The organism is Streptomyces sp. NPDC087440, assembly GCF_044744005.1.
In the GTDB taxonomy this organism is placed as follows: domain Bacteria; phylum Actinomycetota; class Actinomycetes; order Streptomycetales; family Streptomycetaceae; genus Streptomyces.
Genome location: NZ_JBIUXN010000022.1, coordinates 121,032 through 139,007 on the forward strand (window position 1 = coordinate 121,032; position 17,976 = coordinate 139,007).

Below are 17,976 nucleotides of genomic sequence, written 5' to 3' on the forward strand. Positions count from 1 at the left end.
GGGCTAGCCCGGCTCCCCCGCCAGCCGCAGCTCCAGCCGCCCGATCGCCTCCCGCACTCCCCGTGCCGGACGCCCCTGTTCGGCGAGCGCGTCCGACAGGGTGCGGGCCCGGCCCAGATGGATGCGGGCGGCCTCCGGGCGGCCCAGCTTCACGTAGTCGGCGGCGAGCGCCAGATGCAGGCTGGGGCGGAAGCCGTGCAGGTCCACCGACAGCCGCTCCCCGCCCCGCCCACCGTCGCGTCCGTCGGCGGCCGCCAACGCCCGCAGGTCCCACAGCAGTTCGTCCCGGGGGTCGTCCTGCGCGTCGGCCAGGTAGTGCGCGGCCATGCAGCGGTGCCACGGGTCGCCCTGCGGGCCCAGCTCCTCCCACAGCACCTCGAACCGGCCGCGGGCCTCCTGCCGGTCACCGGCGTGCAGCAGGATCGCCGTCTGCCCGATCCGGGTCATCACGGCGTCCCCCGACGCCTCCTGCTGCTCCACCACTGCGGCCTCCGCTGCGCGCGCTGTCCTCGACTGTCCCCGTGACGCTAGCCGCAGGCGGGGGCAATCGGGCTCAGGCTCAGCCCAGGTTCGGGATCGTCCAGTCGATCGCCTCGTGGCCCTGCTCGGCGACGGCGGCGTTGATCTGGGTGAAGGGGTGCGAGCCGAACCACTTCTTCGCGGACAGCGGGGACGGGTGCGCGCCCTTGACCACCGCGTGCCGCTCGGCGTCGATCAGGGGGAGCTTCTTCTGCGCGTAGTTCCCCCACAGCACGAAGACGGCCGGGTCGGGGCGGTCCGCCACCGCGCGGATGACGGCGTCGGTGAACTTCTCCCAGCCCTTGCCCTTGTGCGAGTTCGCCTCGGCCTTGCGGACGGTGAGGACCGCGTTGAGCAGCAGGACGCCCTGCTCGGCCCACGGCATCAGGTAGCCGTTGTCCGGGATCGGGGTGCCCAGCTCCTCGTGCATCTCCTTGTAGATGTTGCGCAGCGAGGGCGGCGTCTTGACGCCCGGCTGCACGGAGAAGCACAGCCCGTGCCCCTGGCCCTCGCCGTGGTACGGGTCCTGGCCGAGGACCAGGACCTTCACCTGGTCGTACGGGGTGGCCTCCAGGGCGGCGAAGACCTGCTCGCGCGGCGGGTAGACCGGGCCGGCCGCCCGCTCCTCCTCGACGAACTCCATGAGCTCCTTGAAGTAGGGCTTCTCCAGCTCTTCGCCGAGGACCCCGCGCCAGGACTCGGGCAGCATCTGGATGTCCGTCACGTCAACAACCTCCGGTGAGCGATTCGTTCTCTGCCCAAGAACCTACCGGCCACCACTGACAACGCCGCCCGCCCCCGGTGCGTACCCCTAGTCCCAGCTGGTCTTGCGGTACAGCTCCCACACCTGCATGACGGTCTGCGGGTCGAGCGTCAGCTCCGTGCCGCCGACGTCCTCCAGGGCGGCGACGTACATCTTGCCCTGCCACAGCGGCAGCAGCCGTGCGTCGTGCATCAGCACCTCCTGGGCCCGCACGAAGTACTCGCTGGCGTTCTCGCGCTTGATCTCACGGCGCGACCTGGGCAGCAGTTGGTCGGTGATCTCCGGTACGAGGTACGGGGTGGAGATCGCGTTGCGCTTGCCGACGAAGGGCGCCACGAAGCTGTCGGGGTCCGGGTAGTCCGGCGCCCAGCCGCGGCCGAAGACGGGGAAGGAACCCTTCTGCACGCCCTTCTGGAACTCCTTCCAGGGCAGTCCCTTCACCGTGACCCTGAACAGCCCCGAGGCGTCCAGCTGCCGCTTCAGCTCGGCGAACTCCAGGGCGGTCGCGGAGCCGTAGCGGTCGGTGGGGAACCAGAGGGCGAGCGGCACGCGCCCGGTGACGCCCCCGGCGCGCAGGATGCGTTTGGCCTCGGCGGTGTCCGCCCTGCCGTACTCGTCGAAGAAGTCGGTGGTGTGTCCGGCGATGCCGGTCGGCACCATCGAGTACAGCGGTTCGGCGGTGCCCTTGTAGACCTTCTCCACGAGGGTGGGCCGGTCGACGAGCTGGGCGATGGCCCGGCGCACGGCCGGGTTGGCGGCGTACTTGTCCTTCGGGTTGAAGACCAGGTAGTGGATCTCGGAGCCGGGCGACTCGGTGACCTGGATCGGCCCGCCCGCCTGGTCCTGGAGGCCGACGACCTGCTCGGCGGTCAGTCCGCGGAAGGTGGCGTCGATCTCCTTGTCCTTGAGCGCCTTGACCATCTTCGCGGAGTCGTCGAAGTAGCGGATGGTCACCGCGTCGTTCTTGCGGTCGGCGAAGCCCTTGTAGTTCGGGTTGCGCTCCAGGTCCGCGCCGGAGTCGGCGCCCTCGGGGCGGTAGGCCTTCATGGTGTACGGGCCCGAGCCGACCAGCGAGTCGTCGGTGCGCAGCCGGCCGGCCGGGTACGCACCCGGGCTGACCAGCGACATGCCGGGGGTGGCCAGGACGAACGGGAAGGTGGCGTCGGGCTTGTTGAGCCGGAAGACGACCTTCTCCTTGCCCTGGGTCTCAATCGTGTCGAGGCTGCTGAGCAGGCCCGCCGGGCCGCCGTCGGCGTTGATCCTGACGATGCGCTCGATGGAGTGCCGGACCGCTTCCGCGTCGAGCGCGCTGCCGTCGGAGAAGGTCAGGCCCTCCTTGAGGGTGCAGGCGTAGACCCGGTGGGCGGTGTCGGCGAAGCCGCACTTCTGCGCGGCGTCCGGGGAGGGGGACACGGTGCCGGTCGGGTAGCTCAGCAGGGTCTGGAAGACGTTGCGGTAGAGCTCCCAGGAACCGTCCCAGGCTCCCGCCGGGTCCAGCGTGCTCGGTTTGCTCGTGGTGCCCACGCTCAACCGGTGTTCCGGGTCGGAACCTTCGTCGGTCAGCAGCCCGCAGCCTGCCAGCAGGGATAGGGACGTGAGGGCTGCGGCAGCGCGCAGACTCCTGGCCCGGTCAAACACGTGCACGCTCCTCGTTCAGCCGTGGGATCGGCAGACCATACCGCAACGGCCCGCCGGAGCAACGCAGTTGTCCAGCAGGCCGTCACAGAAAGGGAACGAAGAATTCCGCCCAACCCGGGTGCGAGGGGAGTTACCGCGCCCCCGTCTTCACCAATGCTCCTCAGCCGACACCGGCGTTGAGGAAGATCCCGCCGTCCACGACCAGCGTCTGACCTGTGATCCAGTCCGACTGCGCGGAGGTGAGGAACGCCGCCGCGCCGCCGATGTCGGAGGGCACGCCGAGCCGCCCCAGCGGGTACGCCGCCGCCGCTTCCTCCTCACGGCCCTCGTACAGCGCCTGCGCGAACTTGGTCTTCACCACGGCGGGCGCGATCGCGTTGACCCGTACCAGCGGGGCGAATTCGTGCGCCAGCTGGACGGTGAGGTTGATCATCGCGGCCTTGCTCATGCCGTACGCGCCGATGAAGGGCGAGGCCGAGACGCCCGCCACCGAGGCGATGTTGACGATCGCCCCGCCGTTGGCGCTCTGCCAGGCCTTCCAGGTCTGCTGGGCGAAGCCGAGCGCCGAGATGACGTTGGTCTCGTAGACCTTGCGGGCGACGTTCAGGTCCATGTCGGCCATCGGGCCGAACACGGGGTTGGTACCGGCGTTGTTGACCAGGAAGTCGACCCGGCCGAACGCCTCCATGGTGCGCGCCACGGCGACGGCCTGGTGCTCCTCGTCGGCGGCTTTGCCGGCGACGCCGATCGCCCGGTCGGCGCCGAGCCGCTCGACGGCCTCCTTGAGGGCGTCCTCGTTGCGTCCGGTGATGCACACCCGGTCGCCGCGGGCGACCAGGGCCTCCGCGACGCCGTAGCCGATGCCGCGGCTGGCACCGGTGATGAGAGCGACCTTGCCGCTGTCCTGCACTTCTTCCGTCATGAGCGTGAAGTCCCTTGGTTCGGCAGGTCAGTTGAGGGGGCCACCGGCGACGTACATGACCTGCCCGGAGACGAAGCCCGCCTCCTCGCCGGTGAAGAACGCGATGGCGTTGGCGATGTCCTCGGGCCTGCCGACGCGCTGCACGGGGATCTGGGTGGCGGCGGCGGCCTGGAAGTCCTCGAAGCCCATGCCGACCCGCTCGGCGGTCTGCGCGGTCATCTCGGTGACGATGAAGCCGGGGGCGACCGCGTTGGCGGTGACGCCGAACTTGCCGAGCTCCTTGGCGAGGGTCTTGGTGAAGCCCTGGAGTCCGGCCTTGGCGGCGGAGTAGTTGACCTGGCCGCGGTTGCCGAGCGCAGAGGACGACGACAGGTTGACGATACGGCCGAACTTCGCGTCCACCATGTGCTTCTGGACGGCGCGCGACATCAGGAACGCGCCCTTGAGGTGGACGCCCATGACGGTGTCCCAGTCCAGGGCGCTCATCTTGAAGAGCAGGTTGTCGCGGAGCACGCCCGCGTTGTTGACCAGGATGGTCGGCGCGCCCAGCTCGGCGGCGACGCGCGCCACGGCGGCCTCCACCTGCGCCTCGTCGGAGACGTCGCATCCGACCGCGAGGGCCTTGCCGCCCGCCTTGGTGATCTGCTCGACGGTGTCCTTGCAGGCCGCCTCGTCGAGGTCGAGTACGGCGACGGCACGGCCCTCGGCCGCGAGCCGTACGGCGGTGGCGGCGCCAATGCCGCGCGCCGCCCCGGTCACGATCGCCACGCGCTGCTCGGTGGTGGACATCCCTGTTCTCCTCGCCCTTGGGAACCGGTCCCGGGGGACCGCTCGACAGCTGAGCAACCGCTTAGTAGCCTCAGCAGTCGTGACGCTAGAAGCCACGGCACCCGGTGTCAACGGCCGCCCCGGTACCCGACGAAGGTCACACGGTGTCCACCGGCGTCACCTGACCAACAGGTCGAGCAGCCGTTCCAGTTCCGCCTCGGGATCGGCCGTCAGTCCGGTGTGCACGGGCCCCGGCTGTACGACGCCGCTGCGCGGCGCGCTCAGCCAGCGGAACCGGCGGCCCGGCTCGTCACCGGCGGCCTGTCCCGCCGCCGCGCCGCCCCCGCAGAGGCCCTCCACCGCGCCCAGCGCGGCCCGTACGCCCACGACGTCGGCCCCCGGGTCGAGCACCCGGAGCTTGGCCTCGTCGAGGTGGGTGAGGGCGGCCGCGTACGACTTCGCCCGGCAGTAGACCATCACGCCCGCGTTGAACATCTCGCCACGCTCGACGCGGGGCACGACGCGCAGCAGCGCGTACTCGAAGACGTGCCGCTGGACGGGGGTCTTCGGACTCACCTGTTCGCTCACTTCTCGCCGCCGTCCTGCTGAGCCTTCTTCGTGGACTGCGGCATCGGCTTCAGGCGCTCCTTCAGCCAGCCCGGCGCCTGCGAGGGCCGGTCCTCGGTCGGCGCCTGAAGGACGATCCGCTCGTGCACGGTCGCGGCGCGCGGCAGCAGCGCCTCCACGTACGCCCGGCGCAGGGCGTCGGTCGTCTCGAACCCGGGCTCGTCGGCCAGCCACACGTCGGGCACCTGGGCGGCGACCTCGGTGAGCAGTTCCTCCGTCACCAGCGGCGCCAGCTTCGCGGCGGCGGCCTCGATGTCGGGCCGGAAGCGGGCCAGCGCGTGGTCGGAGGCGTTGTAGGGCTTGGCCGAGGCACTCGGGGCGGTCGGCCAGTTGTGGTGCCAGATCATGGTGGCGCCGTGGTCGATGAGCCACAGGTCGCCGTGCCAGACCATCATGTTGGGGTTGCGCCAGGAGCGGTCGACGTTGTTGATGAGCGCGTCGAACCAGACGACCTCGCCCGCCTCGCCGGGCCCGACCTCGTACGCCAGCGGGTCGAAGCCGATCGAACCCGGCAGGAAGTCCATCCCGAGGTTCAGCCCGCCGCTCGCCTTGAGCAGTTCCTGCACCTCCTGGTCGGGCTCGCCGAGCCCGATGACCGGGTCGAGGTCCATGGCCACCAGCCGGGGCACCCGCAGCCCCAGCCTGCGGCCCAGCTCGCCGCAGATGACCTCCGCGACCAGGGTCTTGCGGCCCTGTCCGGCGCCGGTGAATTTCATGACGTACGTACCCAGGTCGTCGGCCTCGACGATTCCCGGGAGCGAGCCGCCCTCACGCAGGGGCGTGACGTAGCGGGTCGCGATGACTTCGGTGAGCATGGCGTCAGGCTAGCCGGACCGGCCGCCCGGTCCGCGACCGAGCCCGGGGGCCCGGCGCCTGCCATAGTCGGGGCATGGTGTGGACACCCGATCCGAAGGTGCTGCGCGGCCGGGTCGCCGTCGTGGCGGGGGCGACGCGCGGGGCGGGCCGGGGCATCGCCGCCGCGCTCGGCGAGGCCGGGGCGACGGTGGTCTGTACGGGGCGCAGCAGTCGTGTGCACGGCAGCGGCGGGTCGGACTACGGGCGGCCGGAGACCGTCGAGGAGACCGCGGAGCTGGTCACCCGCCTCGGCGGGCAGGGGGTCGCCGTGCAGGTCGACCACCTCGATTCCGCGCAGGTGGGGCGGCTCGCCGCACGGGTGCGGGAGGAGTTCGGGCGGCTCGACGTGCTGGTGAACGACATCTGGGGCGGCGAACTGCTCAAGGGCGGGCCCGCACGGTGGAACACGCCGCTGTGGGAGCTCGGCCTCGACGACGGGCTGCGGCTGCTGCGGCTCGCCGTCGACACCCACCTGATCACCTCGCACCACTTGCTGCCGCTGCTCGTCGAACGGCCCGGCGGACTGCTGGTCGAGGTCACGGACGGGACGCGCGAGATCAACGCCTCCTGGTACCGGATCTCGGTCTTCTACGACCTGGCCAAGGCCGCGGTGAACCGGCTCGCCTTCTCCCAGGGGCACGAGCTGGCGCCGTACGGGGCGACCGCGCTGGCGCTCACGCCGGGCTGGCTGCGCTCGGAGATGATGCTGGACGCCTACGGCGTCACCGAGGACACCTGGCGCGACGCACTGCTCCCGGACCGGAGCGGGGGTCTGCCCACCGCCCCGGAGGGCTTCGCCCGCTCGGAGTCGCCGCGCTACGTGGGGCGTGCGGTGGCCGCGCTGGCTGCCGACCCGGGTCGGGAGCGGTGGAACCAGGGGTCGGTCACCTCGGCGCGGCTCGCGGCGGAGTACGGCTTCACGGACGTCGACGGCACCCGGCCGGACGGGTGGAGCGGGCAGGGCGGGAAGAGCGCGCAGAGCGGCGCGGATGCGTAGAGACTGGGGTACGTTCCACGCCCCGCATCCCCCTGTGAGCCCCACCGGCCGGGGGCCCGACGTACCGGAGAGCACCGCATGCGCATCACCATCACCAGCGTCTTCGTCGACGACCAGGCCAAGGCGTTGAGCTTCTACACGGACAAGCTCGGCTTCGTGAAGAAGCACGACGTTCCGGCGGGCGGGGCCCGCTGGCTGACCGTGGTGTCGGCCGAGGACCCCGAGGGCACCGAACTGCTGCTGGAGCCCGACCAGCATCCCGCCGCGCAGGCCTACAAGAAGGCGCTGGTCGCGGACGGGATTCCGGCCGTGCAGTTCACGGTGGACGACGTGCGAGCGGAGTTCGCGCGGCTGAGCGCGCTCGGGGTGACCTTCACGGTGGAGCCGATGGAGGCGGGCCCGGTCTGGGTCGCCGTCCTGGACGACACCTGCGGCAACCTGGTGCAGCTCGCGACCCAGCCCTGAGTTGTACGGCAAAGGGGCGGGCCGGAATGCTCCGGTCCGCCCCTTCCCCGTGTCTGCCGGGTGTCGCCCCGGTTCCCCGCGTCTAGCGCGCGTCGCCCCGGCTGCGGATCAGCAGCCACAGGAAGTACGGCGTACCGATGACGGCGGTGACGATGCCCGCGCCGAGCTGGGCCGGAGCGATGACCGTACGGCCGATCACGTCCGCCGTGCCCACCAGCACCGCGCCGAGCAGGATCGCCACCGGCACCACCCGCACGTGCCTGCGGCCGACCAGCGCGCGGGCGGCGTGCGGGGCGACGAGACCGACGAAGGAGATGGTTCCGGCGGCGGCGACGGCCGCCGCGCTCAGCAGCACGCCGAGCGCGAGGAGGACCAGACGCGAGCGGGAGAGGCCGAGGCCCAGCAGGCGCGGGGTGTCCTCGTCGAGGGAGACGAGGTCCAGCTCGGTGCGCCGCGTGAGCGCCACCGCGAGGCCCACCACGAGCATGATGCCCAGCGGCACCAGGTCCGGGAAGGTCCTCCCGTACGTCGAACCGGACAGCCAGGTCAGCGCCTTGATGGCGTTGAACGGGTCGGTCAGCACCAGCAGCAGGCCGATCAGCGCGGTGGTCGCGGTCGCGACACCCATGCCGACCAGGACCAGGCGGTTCTGCTGGAAGCCGCCGCGCGCGGAGAGCCCGAAGACGATGGCGGCGGCGACGGCCGCGCCCGCGAAGGCGGCGAGCGCCATGCCGACGGGCCCGGCCAGCGGGACGGTCGTCACCAGGAGGACCGCGCCGAGCGCCGCGCCGCCGGAGACGCCCATGACGCCGGGTTCGGCGAGCGGGTTGCGGGTGACGGCCTGGATGAGGGTGCCCGCCAGCGCCAGGGCGGCGCCCGCGAGCACGGCGGCGAATACACGCGGCACGCGGGTGTCGAGGACGAAGCCGACGGACCGGACCGCGTTGCCCTGCGCCCAGTTGACGACGTCGCCGAGCAGCAGCTTGGAGTCGCCGAGGAGCACGGACGCGATGAGGACGCCGATCAGCACGACGACGAGGACGGCGGTCACGGTGACGAAGACCGTACGGCTGCGGATGCGCAGCCTGTCCGGCGGCGACGCGGCGCCCAGGTCGCGGCCCCGGGTGGCGAGGCCGATCAGGAAGACGGCGCCGACGAGGCTGGTGACGACGCCGGTGGGCACGGACACGGCGGTGTTGCCCGGCACCAGGAAGCGCAGGACGACGTCCGAGCCGAGGACCAGGACCATGCCGGTGAGCGCGGAGGCCAGGACGTTTCCGCGCACCTTGGCGAACGTGCGGTAGCGGCGGGCCAGGGTGCGGACGACGGCCGGGGCGACCAGGCCGACGAAGCCGATGGGCCCGGCGAGGGTGACGGCTGCAGCGGACAGCAGCGCGGCGAGGACGACGGTGATCACGCGGGTCGAGCGCACGTTGACGCCGAGGCCGCGGGCCGCGTCGTCGCCGAGTGCCAGCGCGTCGACCCGGCGGGCCACGAGCATCAGCCCGACGAGTCCGATGACCAGCAGCGGCAGCATGGACAGGACGCCGCCGAAGCCGTTCTGGGCGATGCTGCCCTGGTTCCAGTGGCGCAGCCCGTCGGTCTCCATGGGGAAGAGCAGCAGCAGGCCCTCGGTGACGGCGGTGAGGCCGAGGGTGAGGGCGGTGCCCGCGAGGACGAGGCGGACGGTGCCCGCGCCGAGTCCGGACATGCCGAGGACGATCGCGGCTGCGGCCAGCGCGCCGACGAAGGCGACGCCGGAGGAGGCCAGCAGCGGCAGGGAGATGCCGGTGGTGGCGACGACGCCGAGCGCCAGGTAGGAACCGGCGTTGACGGCGAGGGTGTCGGGCGCCGCGAGGACGTTGCGGGTGACGGACTGCAGGGCGGTGCCCGCCATGCCGAGGATCGCGCCGACCAGGACTCCGGCGACCATGCGCGGCAGCCGGGAGGCGAGGACGACGGAGGAGTCCCCCGGGTCGGCCTGCCCGGTGAGGGCCTTGAAGACCTCGGCGGCGCCGACGTGGGCGGTGCCCTGGGCGATGTCGACGACGGCGAGGACGGCGACCAGCAGGACGAGAGCGGCCGTCACCGCTACCGCGCCGCCCTTCCGGGAGGCCGCCGCCGGGGTGGCGGCGGCGGGTGCGGTGGTGGTGACGGCCATGGTGTTTACGCGCGTCCCGTCATTACTTCTTCAGCGAGGCGACGACGGAGTCGGCGTACTTCTCCATCGACGCGGTGCCGCCGAACATCCACACGCCGTCGGGCAGGCGGTAGGTCTTCTTGTCCTTGACGAACGGCAGGGACGTCCAGACGGCGTTGTCCTTGAGCTGGTTGTCGAAGACGGTGCTGGACTTGTCGGCGTCGTTCGAGATGTAGCCGAAGTGGGTGTCCTTGTCGAGCTTGGTCAGACCCTCGACGTCGGTGGCGCCCAGGCCGTACGCCTTGTCGCCCTCGATCTTCCAGGGGTTGACCAGGCCGAGCTTGTCGTTGACGGCGCCGAACAGGGAGCCCTTGGTGAAGGCGCGGAGGCTGACCTGGCTGCCGTCGGCGTACCCGTCGGCGAAGGCGAACTTGGTGCCCTTGTGACCGGCCTTCTCCAGCTCGGCCTTGGCGGAGGCCAGCTTGGTCTCGAAGCTCTTCTTGAGCTCGTCGCCCTTGGCGGTGGTGCCGGTGGCCTTGGCGATCAGGTCCAGGTTGGTGGTCATCGTGCCGAGCGGGTCCTTGGCGTCGGCCGCCTTCAGGTTGAGGACCGGGGCGATCTTCTCCAGCTGCTTGACGGCGGCCGGCGGAAGGTCCGTGGTGGCGACGATCAGGTCGGGGGCGAGGGCCGCGACGGTGTCCATGCTGGGCTCGCCGCGGGTGCCGATGTCCTTGGGGGACTTGGTCAGCGGGGCGGCCTTGTCCCAGTCGGTGTAGCCCTTGACGTCGGCGACGCCGACCGGCTCGACGCCGAGCGAGACGAGGTGCTCGACGACGTCCCACTCGGTGCCGACGACCTTCTTGGCGGGGGCGTCCAGCTTGACGGTCTTGCCGTCGCCGCCGGTGAGGGTGATGGCCTCGGAGGCCTTCTGCTCCGGCTTCTTGTCCGCGGCGGGCTCGGTCGTGCCGCAGGCGCTCAGGGCGAGGACTGCCGTGGTGGTGGCCGCGGCGGCGAGGAGGAGGTGTCGCTTCATGACGGGGACGTGAGCCTTTCGGAGTGCGCGGGGGTGCGCGTCGAGCTGGGGGTGGGACGGGTCGTACGGGGTCATGGGGACGCGTACGGGGTGGAGAGGTCTGGGGGTCAGGCGTGCGCGTCGACCGGCGCGGAGGCCTGGTCCGGCGCGGAGGCCTGATGGTCCGGCGCGGGCGTCGCCGGGTCGCTGTCCAGCATCCGTACGCCGTCGGAGGTGCGCCGGGTGTGGTGCCGGCCCAGCGCGCGGGTGCGCAGCTTCCCGGTCAGCGGGTCGGTGGAGACCTCGATGCGGATGCCGTACGTGTCGGTCAGGCGCTCCGGGGTGAGGACGTCCTCGGGGGTGCCGTCGGCGATCACGCGGCCCGCCTTCAGCAGGACGATGCGGTCGGCGACGGCCGCCGTCTGGTCCAGGTCGTGCAGGACGACACCGACGGCGATGCCGTGGTCGTCGGCCAAGTCCCGGATCAGGTCGAGCAGTTCGACCTGGTAGCGGAGGTCGAGATACGTCGTCGGCTCGTCCAGGAGCAGTACGCCGGTCTCCTGCGCGAGGCACCCGGCGAGCCACACCCGCTGGAGCTGGCCGCCGGACAGGTGCTCGACGCCGCGCTCGGCGAGTTCGGTGACGCCGGTCATCGCGAGCGCCCGGTCCACGGCGTCGCGGCCGCCCGGGTCCGCCTTGCCCCAGCGGCCCCGGTAGGGGTAGCGCCCGAACTCCACGACGTCGCGCACGCTCAGCCCGCTGGGCGTGGGCCGCCCCTGGGTGAGCAGGGCGACGTGCCGGGAGAACTCACGGGGCGTCAGGGCGAAGCCGTCGGTGCCCTCGTCGAGGGTGAGTGCCGCCTGCCGGGCCTGCTGGAGGCGTGCGACGGTGCGCAGCAGTGTCGACTTCCCGCTGCCGTTCGGCCCGACCAGAACGGTGACCTGACCGGGCGAAAGCTCCAGGGACGCCGCGTGCACGACATCGACACCGTCGTACGCCACGGTCACGTCCGTGGCGGAGAGGGTGTGGCCACGGGGTGTCGTGACCTGGGGAAGTTCTTCACCGGCTTTCACAGGCAGAAGGTTAGCCTAACCTAAACTTGGCTGAAAACACCCTCCCCCGATCCCGTCCTGACGGAGGTTCGGCACCCCGCTCTCAGTGGGTGTACGGCGCCTTCTTCGCCCTGCTGCGGATGCTGAACGCCGTGACGATCTCGACGACGCCGACCACGAGCAGCCAGCAGCCGCCGATGACGGTGAGCACGGCGACGGAGTCCAGCGGCGAGGTGATCAGCACGACGCCGCCGAGGGCGCTGACGATGCCGAGCACGATCTGCCAGCCGCGGGCCGGCATGTCCCGGTCGGAGGCGGCGGCCACGGTCTGCGTGATGCCGCGGAACAGCCAGCCGATGCCGATCCACAGGGCGAGCAGGAGCAGCGACTGCATCGCGCCGCGGAAGCAGAACAGGCCCAGCAGGATCGACAGCACACCGCTGATGAAGGCCATCACCCGCAGCGCGGTGGAGACATGCGTGCCGAAGGCCGCGACCAGTTGCATCACACCGCTGACCAGCAGGTAGACACCGAAGAGCACGGCGACGGCCAGCAGGGTCGCGCCCGGCCAGGCGAGCACCATGACGCCCAGCACCAGTGCGGCGAGCCCGGCGGCGAGCACCGCCTGCCAGGCCCCTCTGCCGAGCCGGTGCAGCGGGCCCTCCTCGGGGCGCGGACCCCACTGGGGGGCGCTGCCGGGGGCCGGGGGCTGAGCACCGCCGGGGGCGGCCGGATGCTGCGGGGAGTCACCGGGGGCCGAGGACTGCGGCGACGTCTGACCCGTACTCATGCGATCCGTGCTCGTGCGATCCGTACTCATGGAGCGATCCCTCCGTCCACCCCCGACCGAACATCCTTGATCCCCACTAGAGCAGCCGGTCGGCCGACCCGCACCGCGAGACGACCGGGGCCGCCTCACTCGGGCGGACATCCGGACCCCGCCCGCCCACATGCCGATCCGTAGTCGCATTGCTACGTTGGGCGACAAGTCCTGTTTTGTTCTCTTTCCTCCCCCTGGGGTCTGTTGACTATGGGCGTTCTCAAGGACCATCCCGAGCTGGCGCTCTTCCTCTGCCTGGCCCTCGGCTACCTGGTCGGCAAACTCCGCGTCGGCCCCATCACGCTGGGCGGCATCTGCGGCACGCTGATCGTGTCGCTGCTGATGGGCGCCTGGGCGAAGGTGCAGGTCTCGGGCGACGTGAAGAACGTCTTCTTCGCCCTGTTCATCTTCTCGCTGGGCTACATGGCGGGCCCGCAGTTCTTCGCGAACCTCAACCGCAAGAGCCTGCGCTTCTTCGTGCTCTGCTTCATCGAACTCGTCAGCGTGCTCGGCATCGCGTACGGCCTGGCGAAGATCTTCGACCTGGACGTCGGCACCGCGTCCGGCATCCTCGCGGGCGCGGCCACCGAGTCCGCGGTGGTCGGCACGGCGACCGAGGCGATCGGCAAGCTGGGCGACCTCACTCCGGCCCAGGTCACCCAGTACCAGGGGCACGTGGCCACCGCGTACACCGTCTGTTACCTCTTCGGCCTGATCACGATCGTGCTCTACACCAGCCAGATCATGCCGATGCTGTTGCGCATCAACCTGGCCGAAGCCTCCCGCGAGCTGTGGGAGAAGATGCGCGGCAACAGCGGCGCGGGCTCCCTGGAGTCCGACGAACGCGCGGCGCTCCCGGGCCTGGTGGGGCGTACATACCTGGTCACGCACGCGGACGGCCGCACCATCGGCGACCTGGAGTCGGGGCTCGACGGCCGGATCACGGTGGAGGCGGTGAAGCGGGGCTCCCAGGTCTACCCGGCCGCCCCGAACTTCCGCCTCACCCTCTCCGACCTGATCCTGATCGTGGGCCGACGGGCGAACACCATCGAGGCGGGCCGCCTCATCGGCCCCGAGACCCCCGGCATCCCCGGTCTCGACACCCCGCTGACCTCCCGCCAGATCGCGGTCACCGACAAGGCCACCGACGGCCTGACCATCGACGAACTCCAGGCGCAGCACCCGGAGTTCATCAAGGACGGCGTCTACATCACCGACGTGCTGCGCGGCGACCAGCAGCTCCCCGCCAACGGCGACACCGTCGTCCGCCGGGGCGACGTCCTCACCCTGGTCGGCGCGCGCTCCGGGCTCTCCAAGCTGGTCGCCAAGATCGGCGCGGTGGTCAAGAACGACGCCACCGACTTCATCTACCTGGGCCTGGGCATCGTCGTCGGCTCCCTGATCGGCCAGCTGGTCGTGAAGCTGGGCGACATCCCGATGTCGCTGGGCACCGGCGGCGGCTGCCTGATCTCGGGCCTGCTCTTCGGCTGGTTCCGCTCCCGCTCGCAGACCTTCGGCGCGTTCCCGCCGCAGGCCGCGACGACGCTCAAGGACATGGGCCTGGCCCTGTTCATCGCCTGTACGGGCCTGGTCTCGGGCCCGCAGGCCTGGCCGCTGCTCAAGGAGTACGGGGTCCTGCTGCCGTTCGCCGGAATCGCCATGGTGCTGGTGCCCGCGACGCTCTCCCTGATCGTCGGCCGCAAGCTGCTGAAGATCGAGAAGCCACTGCTGATCGGCGCCATCGCGGGCCAGCAGTGCTCGACCCCGGCCATCACGTCCATCACCCAGACGGCCCAGAGCTCGGTGCCGATGCTCGGCTACACGATCACGTACACCCTCTCCAACTTCCTTCTCCCGCTGACGGGGCCCATCCTCGTCGGCGTCCTGGGGGCCTGACCCATGATCGACTTCCTGGTGCGGGACATCTTCAAGCCGCACCCCGAACTGCTCGTCTTCCTGGTCGTCGCGCTCGGCTTCCTGGTCGGGAAGATCCACTACAAGACGATCGCGCTGGGGGCCGTCACCGGCTGCCTGGTGATGGGCCTGCTCTTCGGCGCACAGCTGAAGGTGCCGGTCAACGGCACGGTGAAGGACCTGTTCTTCATCATGTTTCTCTTCGCCCTCGGCTACAAGGTCGGCCCCCAGTTCTTCCGGGGCCTGAAGAAGGACGGCCTCCCCCAGGTCCTCAACGCGGTGATCGTCTGCGTGACGGGACTGCTGGTCGCGTGGGGTTTCGCGGCCATGCTGGGGTACGGGCCCGGGCTCACCGCCGGTCTGATGAGCGGCTCGCTCACGCAGTCGGCGGCGATCGGCGTCGCCCAGGACGCGATCAGCACCCTGCCGGGGCTGAGCAGCGGCGACGCGAAGTCGGAGGAGAACCTCGTCGCGGTCGGCTACGCCGTGACGTATCCGCTCGGCACGATCCTGTGCGCGATGCTGCTCGCCAACGTCCTCCCCCGCCTCTACCGGCGCAACCTGGCCGCCGAGAGCGTCACGCTCGCCCAGGAGATGGACGCCCCCAGCGACAACCCGGACCTCGGTGCGGGCTACTACGAGGTGGTGCTGCGCGCGTACACCGTGCAGCGCCCCGACATCGTGGGCCGCTCCATCGAGGACTTCGAGAACCAGCAGAAGGAACTGGGCCGCCGCATCTACCTCACCCAGGTCAGACGCGACGGCGAGATCCTCCCGCAGTCCCAGTCGACGGTCCTCGCCGCGGGCGACGTCGTCGCGCTCAGCGCCCTGCGCGGCGACCTGGTGGCCTACGACGCCCGCACCCACATCGGCGGCGAGGCCGACGACGTGGAACTCCTCGGCTACCAGACCGAGCACCTGCACGTCGTCGCCTCCGAGAAGGCGCAGCTCGGCAAGAGCATCGCGGACCTGCGGCGCGAGCCGTTCATGGTCGGCGTGTACGTCGACAAGCTGTACCGCTCCGGCGCGGAGTTCCCCTACCGCCTGTCCACGCAGCTGGAGCGGGGCGACACCCTGATCCTCACCGGCCCCAAGCGCCTCGTCGACCCGGCGGGCAAGCAGATCGGCAAGCCGGTCCCGACGTCCTTCGCCACCGACATGGTGTGGGTGGGCCTCGGCATCTTCCTCGGCGGCTGCATCGGCATCCCGGCGCTCACCGCGGGCGGGGTGCCGATCTCGCTGTCGACCTCGGGCGGCGGCCTGATCATGGGCCTCGTCTTCGGCTATCTGCGCGGCAAGTACCCGACGTTCGGGAACGTACCGCCGGGTGCGCAGTGGCTGATGGACACGCTCGGGCTGTGCATGTTCGTCGCGATCGTCGGCATCAACGCCGGTCCCAGCTTCACCAGCGGCCTGTCCACGGCCGGCTGGGGGCTGCTGGTCTTCGGCGCGGTCACCACGGTGATCCCGCTGATCGTCGGCTTCCTCTTCGGTCATTACGTACAGAAGATCCGCTTCCCGATCCTGATGGGCGTGCTGGCGGGCGGCCAGACCACCACCGCCGCGATCGGCGCCCTCAACGAGAACGCCAAGTCCCAGATCCCGACGCTCGGTTACACCATTCCGTACGCCGTCGGGAACGTGCTCCTCACCATCTGGGGCGCGGTCGTCGTCCTCCTCCACCACTGAACGCCCCTTCCTGACAACGGAGTTGCACCATGCCCAAGGCCACCTACAGCCGCGAGGAAATGAAGCGGCTCTCCTCCCTCAGCCCCTTCGAGCTGAAGGCCGAGTTCATCAAGCTCGCCGAGGCCCAGCAGGCCGACAAGCCCGGCCAGAAGGGCGAGGCCGCCCGCACGATGCTCAACGCGGGCCGGGGCAACCCCAACTGGGTCGCCACCGGCCCCCGCGAGGCGTTCTACGCGCTGGGCTACTTCGCGCTGAGCGAGTCCCGCCGGGTGTGGACGGCCGACAACCTGGGCGGCATGCCGGAGAAGGCGGGCGCGGGCGAACGCTTCGAGCGGTTCGTGCGGACGCATCCGGACCTGCCGGGCGTCGAGATGCTCAAGGCGAGCTTCGACCTGGCGGTGGAGCGCTTCGGGTTCGTGCGGGACGACTTCGTGCACGAGATGGCCGACTCGATGATCGGCGACAACTACCCGAGCCCGGACCGGATGCTGGTGCACTGCGAGCAGGTCGTCCGCGGCTACCTCCAGGACGAGATGTTCGACGGCAAGCCCCCGGCCGACAACCTGAGCGCCTTTGCCACCGAGGGCGGCACCGCGGCCATGTGCTACACCTTCGACTCCCTGATGAAGAACGGGGTGCTGAAGAAGGGCGACCGGATCGCGTTGATGGTGCCGGAGTTCACCCCGTACCTGGAGATCCCCGAGCTGGACACGTACGACTTCGACGTGGTGCCCGTCGAGGCGAGCATGTTCGCCGAGAACGGGGTGCGCGAGTGGCGCTACCCGACCGAGGAGGTCGCCAAGCTCGCCGACCCCTCCATCAAGATGGTCTGCCTGGTCAACCCCAGCAACCCGCCGTCCCTGGCGCTCTCGCAGCGGGTCACCGACCAGATCAAGGAGATCGTCGCCACCTCGAACCCGAACCTCGTCATCGTCACCGACGACGTGTACGGCACCTTCGTGGAGGGCTTCCGCTCGATCGCCGCCGACCTCCCCCGCAACACCCTCCTCGTCTACTCGTACTCCAAGCACTACGGCGCGACGGGCTGGCGCATCGGCGTGATCGGCCTGCACGACGACAACGTGATCGACGAGATGATCGCCGCGCTGCCGCAGGAGGAGAAGGACCGGCTGGACGACCGCTACGGCACCCTCACCCTGGAACCCGAGAAGATCCGCTTCATCGACCGCCTGGTCGCGGACTCGCGGCAGGTCGCGCTCAACCACACCGCGGGCCTCTCCCTCCCCCAGCAGGTGATGATGGTGCTCTTCTCGCTCTTCGACATGCTGGAGGAGGGGCAGGAGTACAAGCGCCGCATCCGGGCGATCGTCCACCGCCGCCTCGAACTCCTCCTCGAAGGCGCCCAGATGAAGATCGCCGAGGACCCGAAGCGGGCGGCGTACTACATCGAGCTGGACCTCCTGGCGGAGGCGGAGCGCGTGCAGGGCAAGGAGTTCGCGGACTTCCTGGTGCAGAACTACGAGCCCGTCGACCCGCTGTTCCGCCTCGCCGAACAGACCTCCGTCGTCCTCCTCAACGGCGGCGGTTTCGACGGCCCGGAGTGGTCGGTCCGCGCCTCCCTCGCCAACCTGGACGACCTCGACTACCTCCAGATCGGCCACCACCTCCGCAAGATCTTCGACGACTACATCACCGAATGGCAGTCCTCGCGCGACACCCCCACGCCGTAACCCCCACCCTCGGGTCCACACAGCCGCCCCCGCCCCCTTGGGCGGCGGGGCCGCCCCCCCCGGGGGCGGAACGGGCGGGCAAGGGGGCGGCCCCTCCCGCTCCC

16 protein-coding genes are annotated in these 17,976 nt (G+C 70.7%); 5 read left to right on the top strand and 11 right to left on the bottom strand.

Annotated elements, in window-relative coordinates; genetic code table 11:
- Positions 1-3: 3 nt before the first annotated feature.
- From ACIO3O_RS33835 to ACIO3O_RS33865, 7 genes are all read right to left on the bottom strand, one after another.
- Complete coding sequence (locus ACIO3O_RS33835; protein ID WP_401752595.1) at positions 4-483, bottom strand: hypothetical protein; 480 nt, start codon at positions 481-483, stop codon at positions 4-6.
- Between the two features lie 76 nt (positions 484-559).
- Complete coding sequence (locus ACIO3O_RS33840) at positions 560-1,243, bottom strand: uracil-DNA glycosylase (protein WP_401752596.1); 684 nt, start codon at positions 1,241-1,243, stop codon at positions 560-562.
- 87 nt (positions 1,244-1,330) lie between these two features.
- Positions 1,331-2,920 (bottom strand): ABC transporter substrate-binding protein, encoded by a 1,590-nt coding sequence (locus ACIO3O_RS33845; RefSeq protein WP_401752675.1) that lies wholly within the window; start codon positions 2,918-2,920, stop codon positions 1,331-1,333.
- Positions 2,921-3,080: 160 nt separating this feature from the next.
- Positions 3,081-3,842 (bottom strand): SDR family oxidoreductase, encoded by a 762-nt coding sequence (locus tag ACIO3O_RS33850; protein WP_401752598.1) that lies wholly within the window; start codon positions 3,840-3,842, stop codon positions 3,081-3,083.
- A gap of 27 nt (positions 3,843-3,869) precedes the next feature.
- Positions 3,870-4,631: a 3-oxoacyl-ACP reductase FabG gene (fabG, locus tag ACIO3O_RS33855; protein WP_401752600.1), complete on the bottom strand. Its 762-nt coding sequence runs from the start codon at positions 4,629-4,631 to the stop codon at positions 3,870-3,872.
- A gap of 156 nt (positions 4,632-4,787) precedes the next feature.
- Positions 4,788-5,186, bottom strand: a complete 399-nt coding sequence (locus tag ACIO3O_RS33860; RefSeq protein ID WP_401752601.1) for a DUF3037 domain-containing protein — start codon at positions 5,184-5,186, stop codon at positions 4,788-4,790.
- An 8-nt stretch (positions 5,187-5,194) separates the two neighbouring features.
- Entirely contained in the window at positions 5,195-6,052 is an 858-nt protein-coding gene (locus ACIO3O_RS33865; protein ID WP_401752603.1) for a HipA family kinase, read from the bottom strand.
- A gap of 74 nt (positions 6,053-6,126) precedes the next feature.
- Between ACIO3O_RS33865 and ACIO3O_RS33870 the strand changes: the two genes are divergently transcribed.
- Both ACIO3O_RS33870 and ACIO3O_RS33875 read left to right on the top strand, forming a co-directional pair.
- The gene (locus ACIO3O_RS33870) at positions 6,127-7,089 is read left to right on the top strand and encodes an SDR family oxidoreductase (protein ID WP_401752605.1); all 963 of its coding nucleotides are present in this window, start codon (positions 6,127-6,129) and stop codon (positions 7,087-7,089) included.
- A 78-nt stretch (positions 7,090-7,167) separates the two neighbouring features.
- Positions 7,168-7,554: a VOC family protein gene (locus ACIO3O_RS33875; RefSeq protein WP_401752607.1), complete on the top strand. Its 387-nt coding sequence runs from the start codon at positions 7,168-7,170 to the stop codon at positions 7,552-7,554.
- 82 nt (positions 7,555-7,636) lie between these two features.
- On the opposite strand, the gene ACIO3O_RS33880 is transcribed toward ACIO3O_RS33875, so the two are convergent.
- The 4 genes from ACIO3O_RS33880 to ACIO3O_RS33895 all read right to left on the bottom strand — a co-directional run bounded on the left by ACIO3O_RS33880 (position 7,637) and on the right by ACIO3O_RS33895 (position 12,548).
- A complete protein-coding gene (locus ACIO3O_RS33880; RefSeq protein WP_401752608.1) occupies positions 7,637-9,715 on the bottom strand; it encodes an iron ABC transporter permease in 2,079 nt (692 codons plus the stop codon).
- Between the two features lie 22 nt (positions 9,716-9,737).
- Entirely contained in the window at positions 9,738-10,727 is a 990-nt protein-coding gene (locus ACIO3O_RS33885; RefSeq protein WP_401752610.1) for an ABC transporter substrate-binding protein, read from the bottom strand.
- A 107-nt stretch (positions 10,728-10,834) separates the two neighbouring features.
- Complete coding sequence (locus tag ACIO3O_RS33890; RefSeq protein WP_401752612.1) at positions 10,835-11,779, bottom strand: ABC transporter ATP-binding protein; 945 nt, start codon at positions 11,777-11,779, stop codon at positions 10,835-10,837.
- A gap of 82 nt (positions 11,780-11,861) precedes the next feature.
- Complete coding sequence (locus ACIO3O_RS33895; protein WP_401752613.1) at positions 11,862-12,548, bottom strand: HdeD family acid-resistance protein; 687 nt, start codon at positions 12,546-12,548, stop codon at positions 11,862-11,864.
- A 240-nt stretch (positions 12,549-12,788) separates the two neighbouring features.
- Between ACIO3O_RS33895 and aspT (ACIO3O_RS33900) the strand changes: the two genes are divergently transcribed.
- From aspT (ACIO3O_RS33900) to ACIO3O_RS33910, 3 genes are read left to right on the top strand one after another with little or no spacing between them, the layout of a single operon-like run.
- Positions 12,789-14,474 (top strand): aspartate-alanine antiporter, encoded by a 1,686-nt coding sequence (gene aspT / locus ACIO3O_RS33900; protein WP_401752615.1) that lies wholly within the window; start codon positions 12,789-12,791, stop codon positions 14,472-14,474.
- A 3-nt stretch (positions 14,475-14,477) separates the two neighbouring features.
- The gene (gene aspT, locus ACIO3O_RS33905; protein ID WP_401752617.1) at positions 14,478-16,181 is read left to right on the top strand and encodes an aspartate-alanine antiporter; all 1,704 of its coding nucleotides are present in this window, start codon (positions 14,478-14,480) and stop codon (positions 16,179-16,181) included.
- 29 nt (positions 16,182-16,210) lie between these two features.
- Complete coding sequence (locus ACIO3O_RS33910; protein ID WP_401752619.1) at positions 16,211-17,872, top strand: bifunctional aspartate transaminase/aspartate 4-decarboxylase; 1,662 nt, start codon at positions 16,211-16,213, stop codon at positions 17,870-17,872.
- Positions 17,873-17,976: the final 104 nt, after the last annotated feature.

Bases quoted from the DNA above. Each gene is read 5' to 3' on its own strand.
- ACIO3O_RS33850 (WP_401752598.1), bottom strand. From the start codon at position 3,842: ATGACGGAAGAAGTGCAGGACAGCGGCAAGGTCGCTCTCATCACCGGT.
- fabG (WP_401752600.1), bottom strand. From the start codon at position 4,631: ATGTCCACCACCGAGCAGCGCGTGGCGATCGTGACCGGGGCGGCGCGC.
- ACIO3O_RS33865 (WP_401752603.1), bottom strand. From the start codon at position 6,052: ATGCTCACCGAAGTCATCGCGACCCGCTACGTCACGCCCCTGCGTGAG.
- ACIO3O_RS33870 (WP_401752605.1), top strand. From the start codon at position 6,127: ATGGTGTGGACACCCGATCCGAAGGTGCTGCGCGGCCGGGTCGCCGTC.
- ACIO3O_RS33875 (WP_401752607.1), top strand. From the start codon at position 7,168: ATGCGCATCACCATCACCAGCGTCTTCGTCGACGACCAGGCCAAGGCG.
- ACIO3O_RS33880 (WP_401752608.1), bottom strand. From the start codon at position 9,715: ATGGCCGTCACCACCACCGCACCCGCCGCCGCCACCCCGGCGGCGGCC.
- ACIO3O_RS33885 (WP_401752610.1), bottom strand. From the start codon at position 10,727: ATGAAGCGACACCTCCTCCTCGCCGCCGCGGCCACCACCACGGCAGTC.
- ACIO3O_RS33895 (WP_401752613.1), bottom strand. From the start codon at position 12,548: ATGAGTACGGGTCAGACGTCGCCGCAGTCCTCGGCCCCCGGTGACTCC.
- aspT (WP_401752615.1), top strand. From the start codon at position 12,789: ATGGGCGTTCTCAAGGACCATCCCGAGCTGGCGCTCTTCCTCTGCCTG.
- aspT (WP_401752617.1), top strand. From the start codon at position 14,478: ATGATCGACTTCCTGGTGCGGGACATCTTCAAGCCGCACCCCGAACTG.
- ACIO3O_RS33910 (WP_401752619.1), top strand. From the start codon at position 16,211: ATGCCCAAGGCCACCTACAGCCGCGAGGAAATGAAGCGGCTCTCCTCC.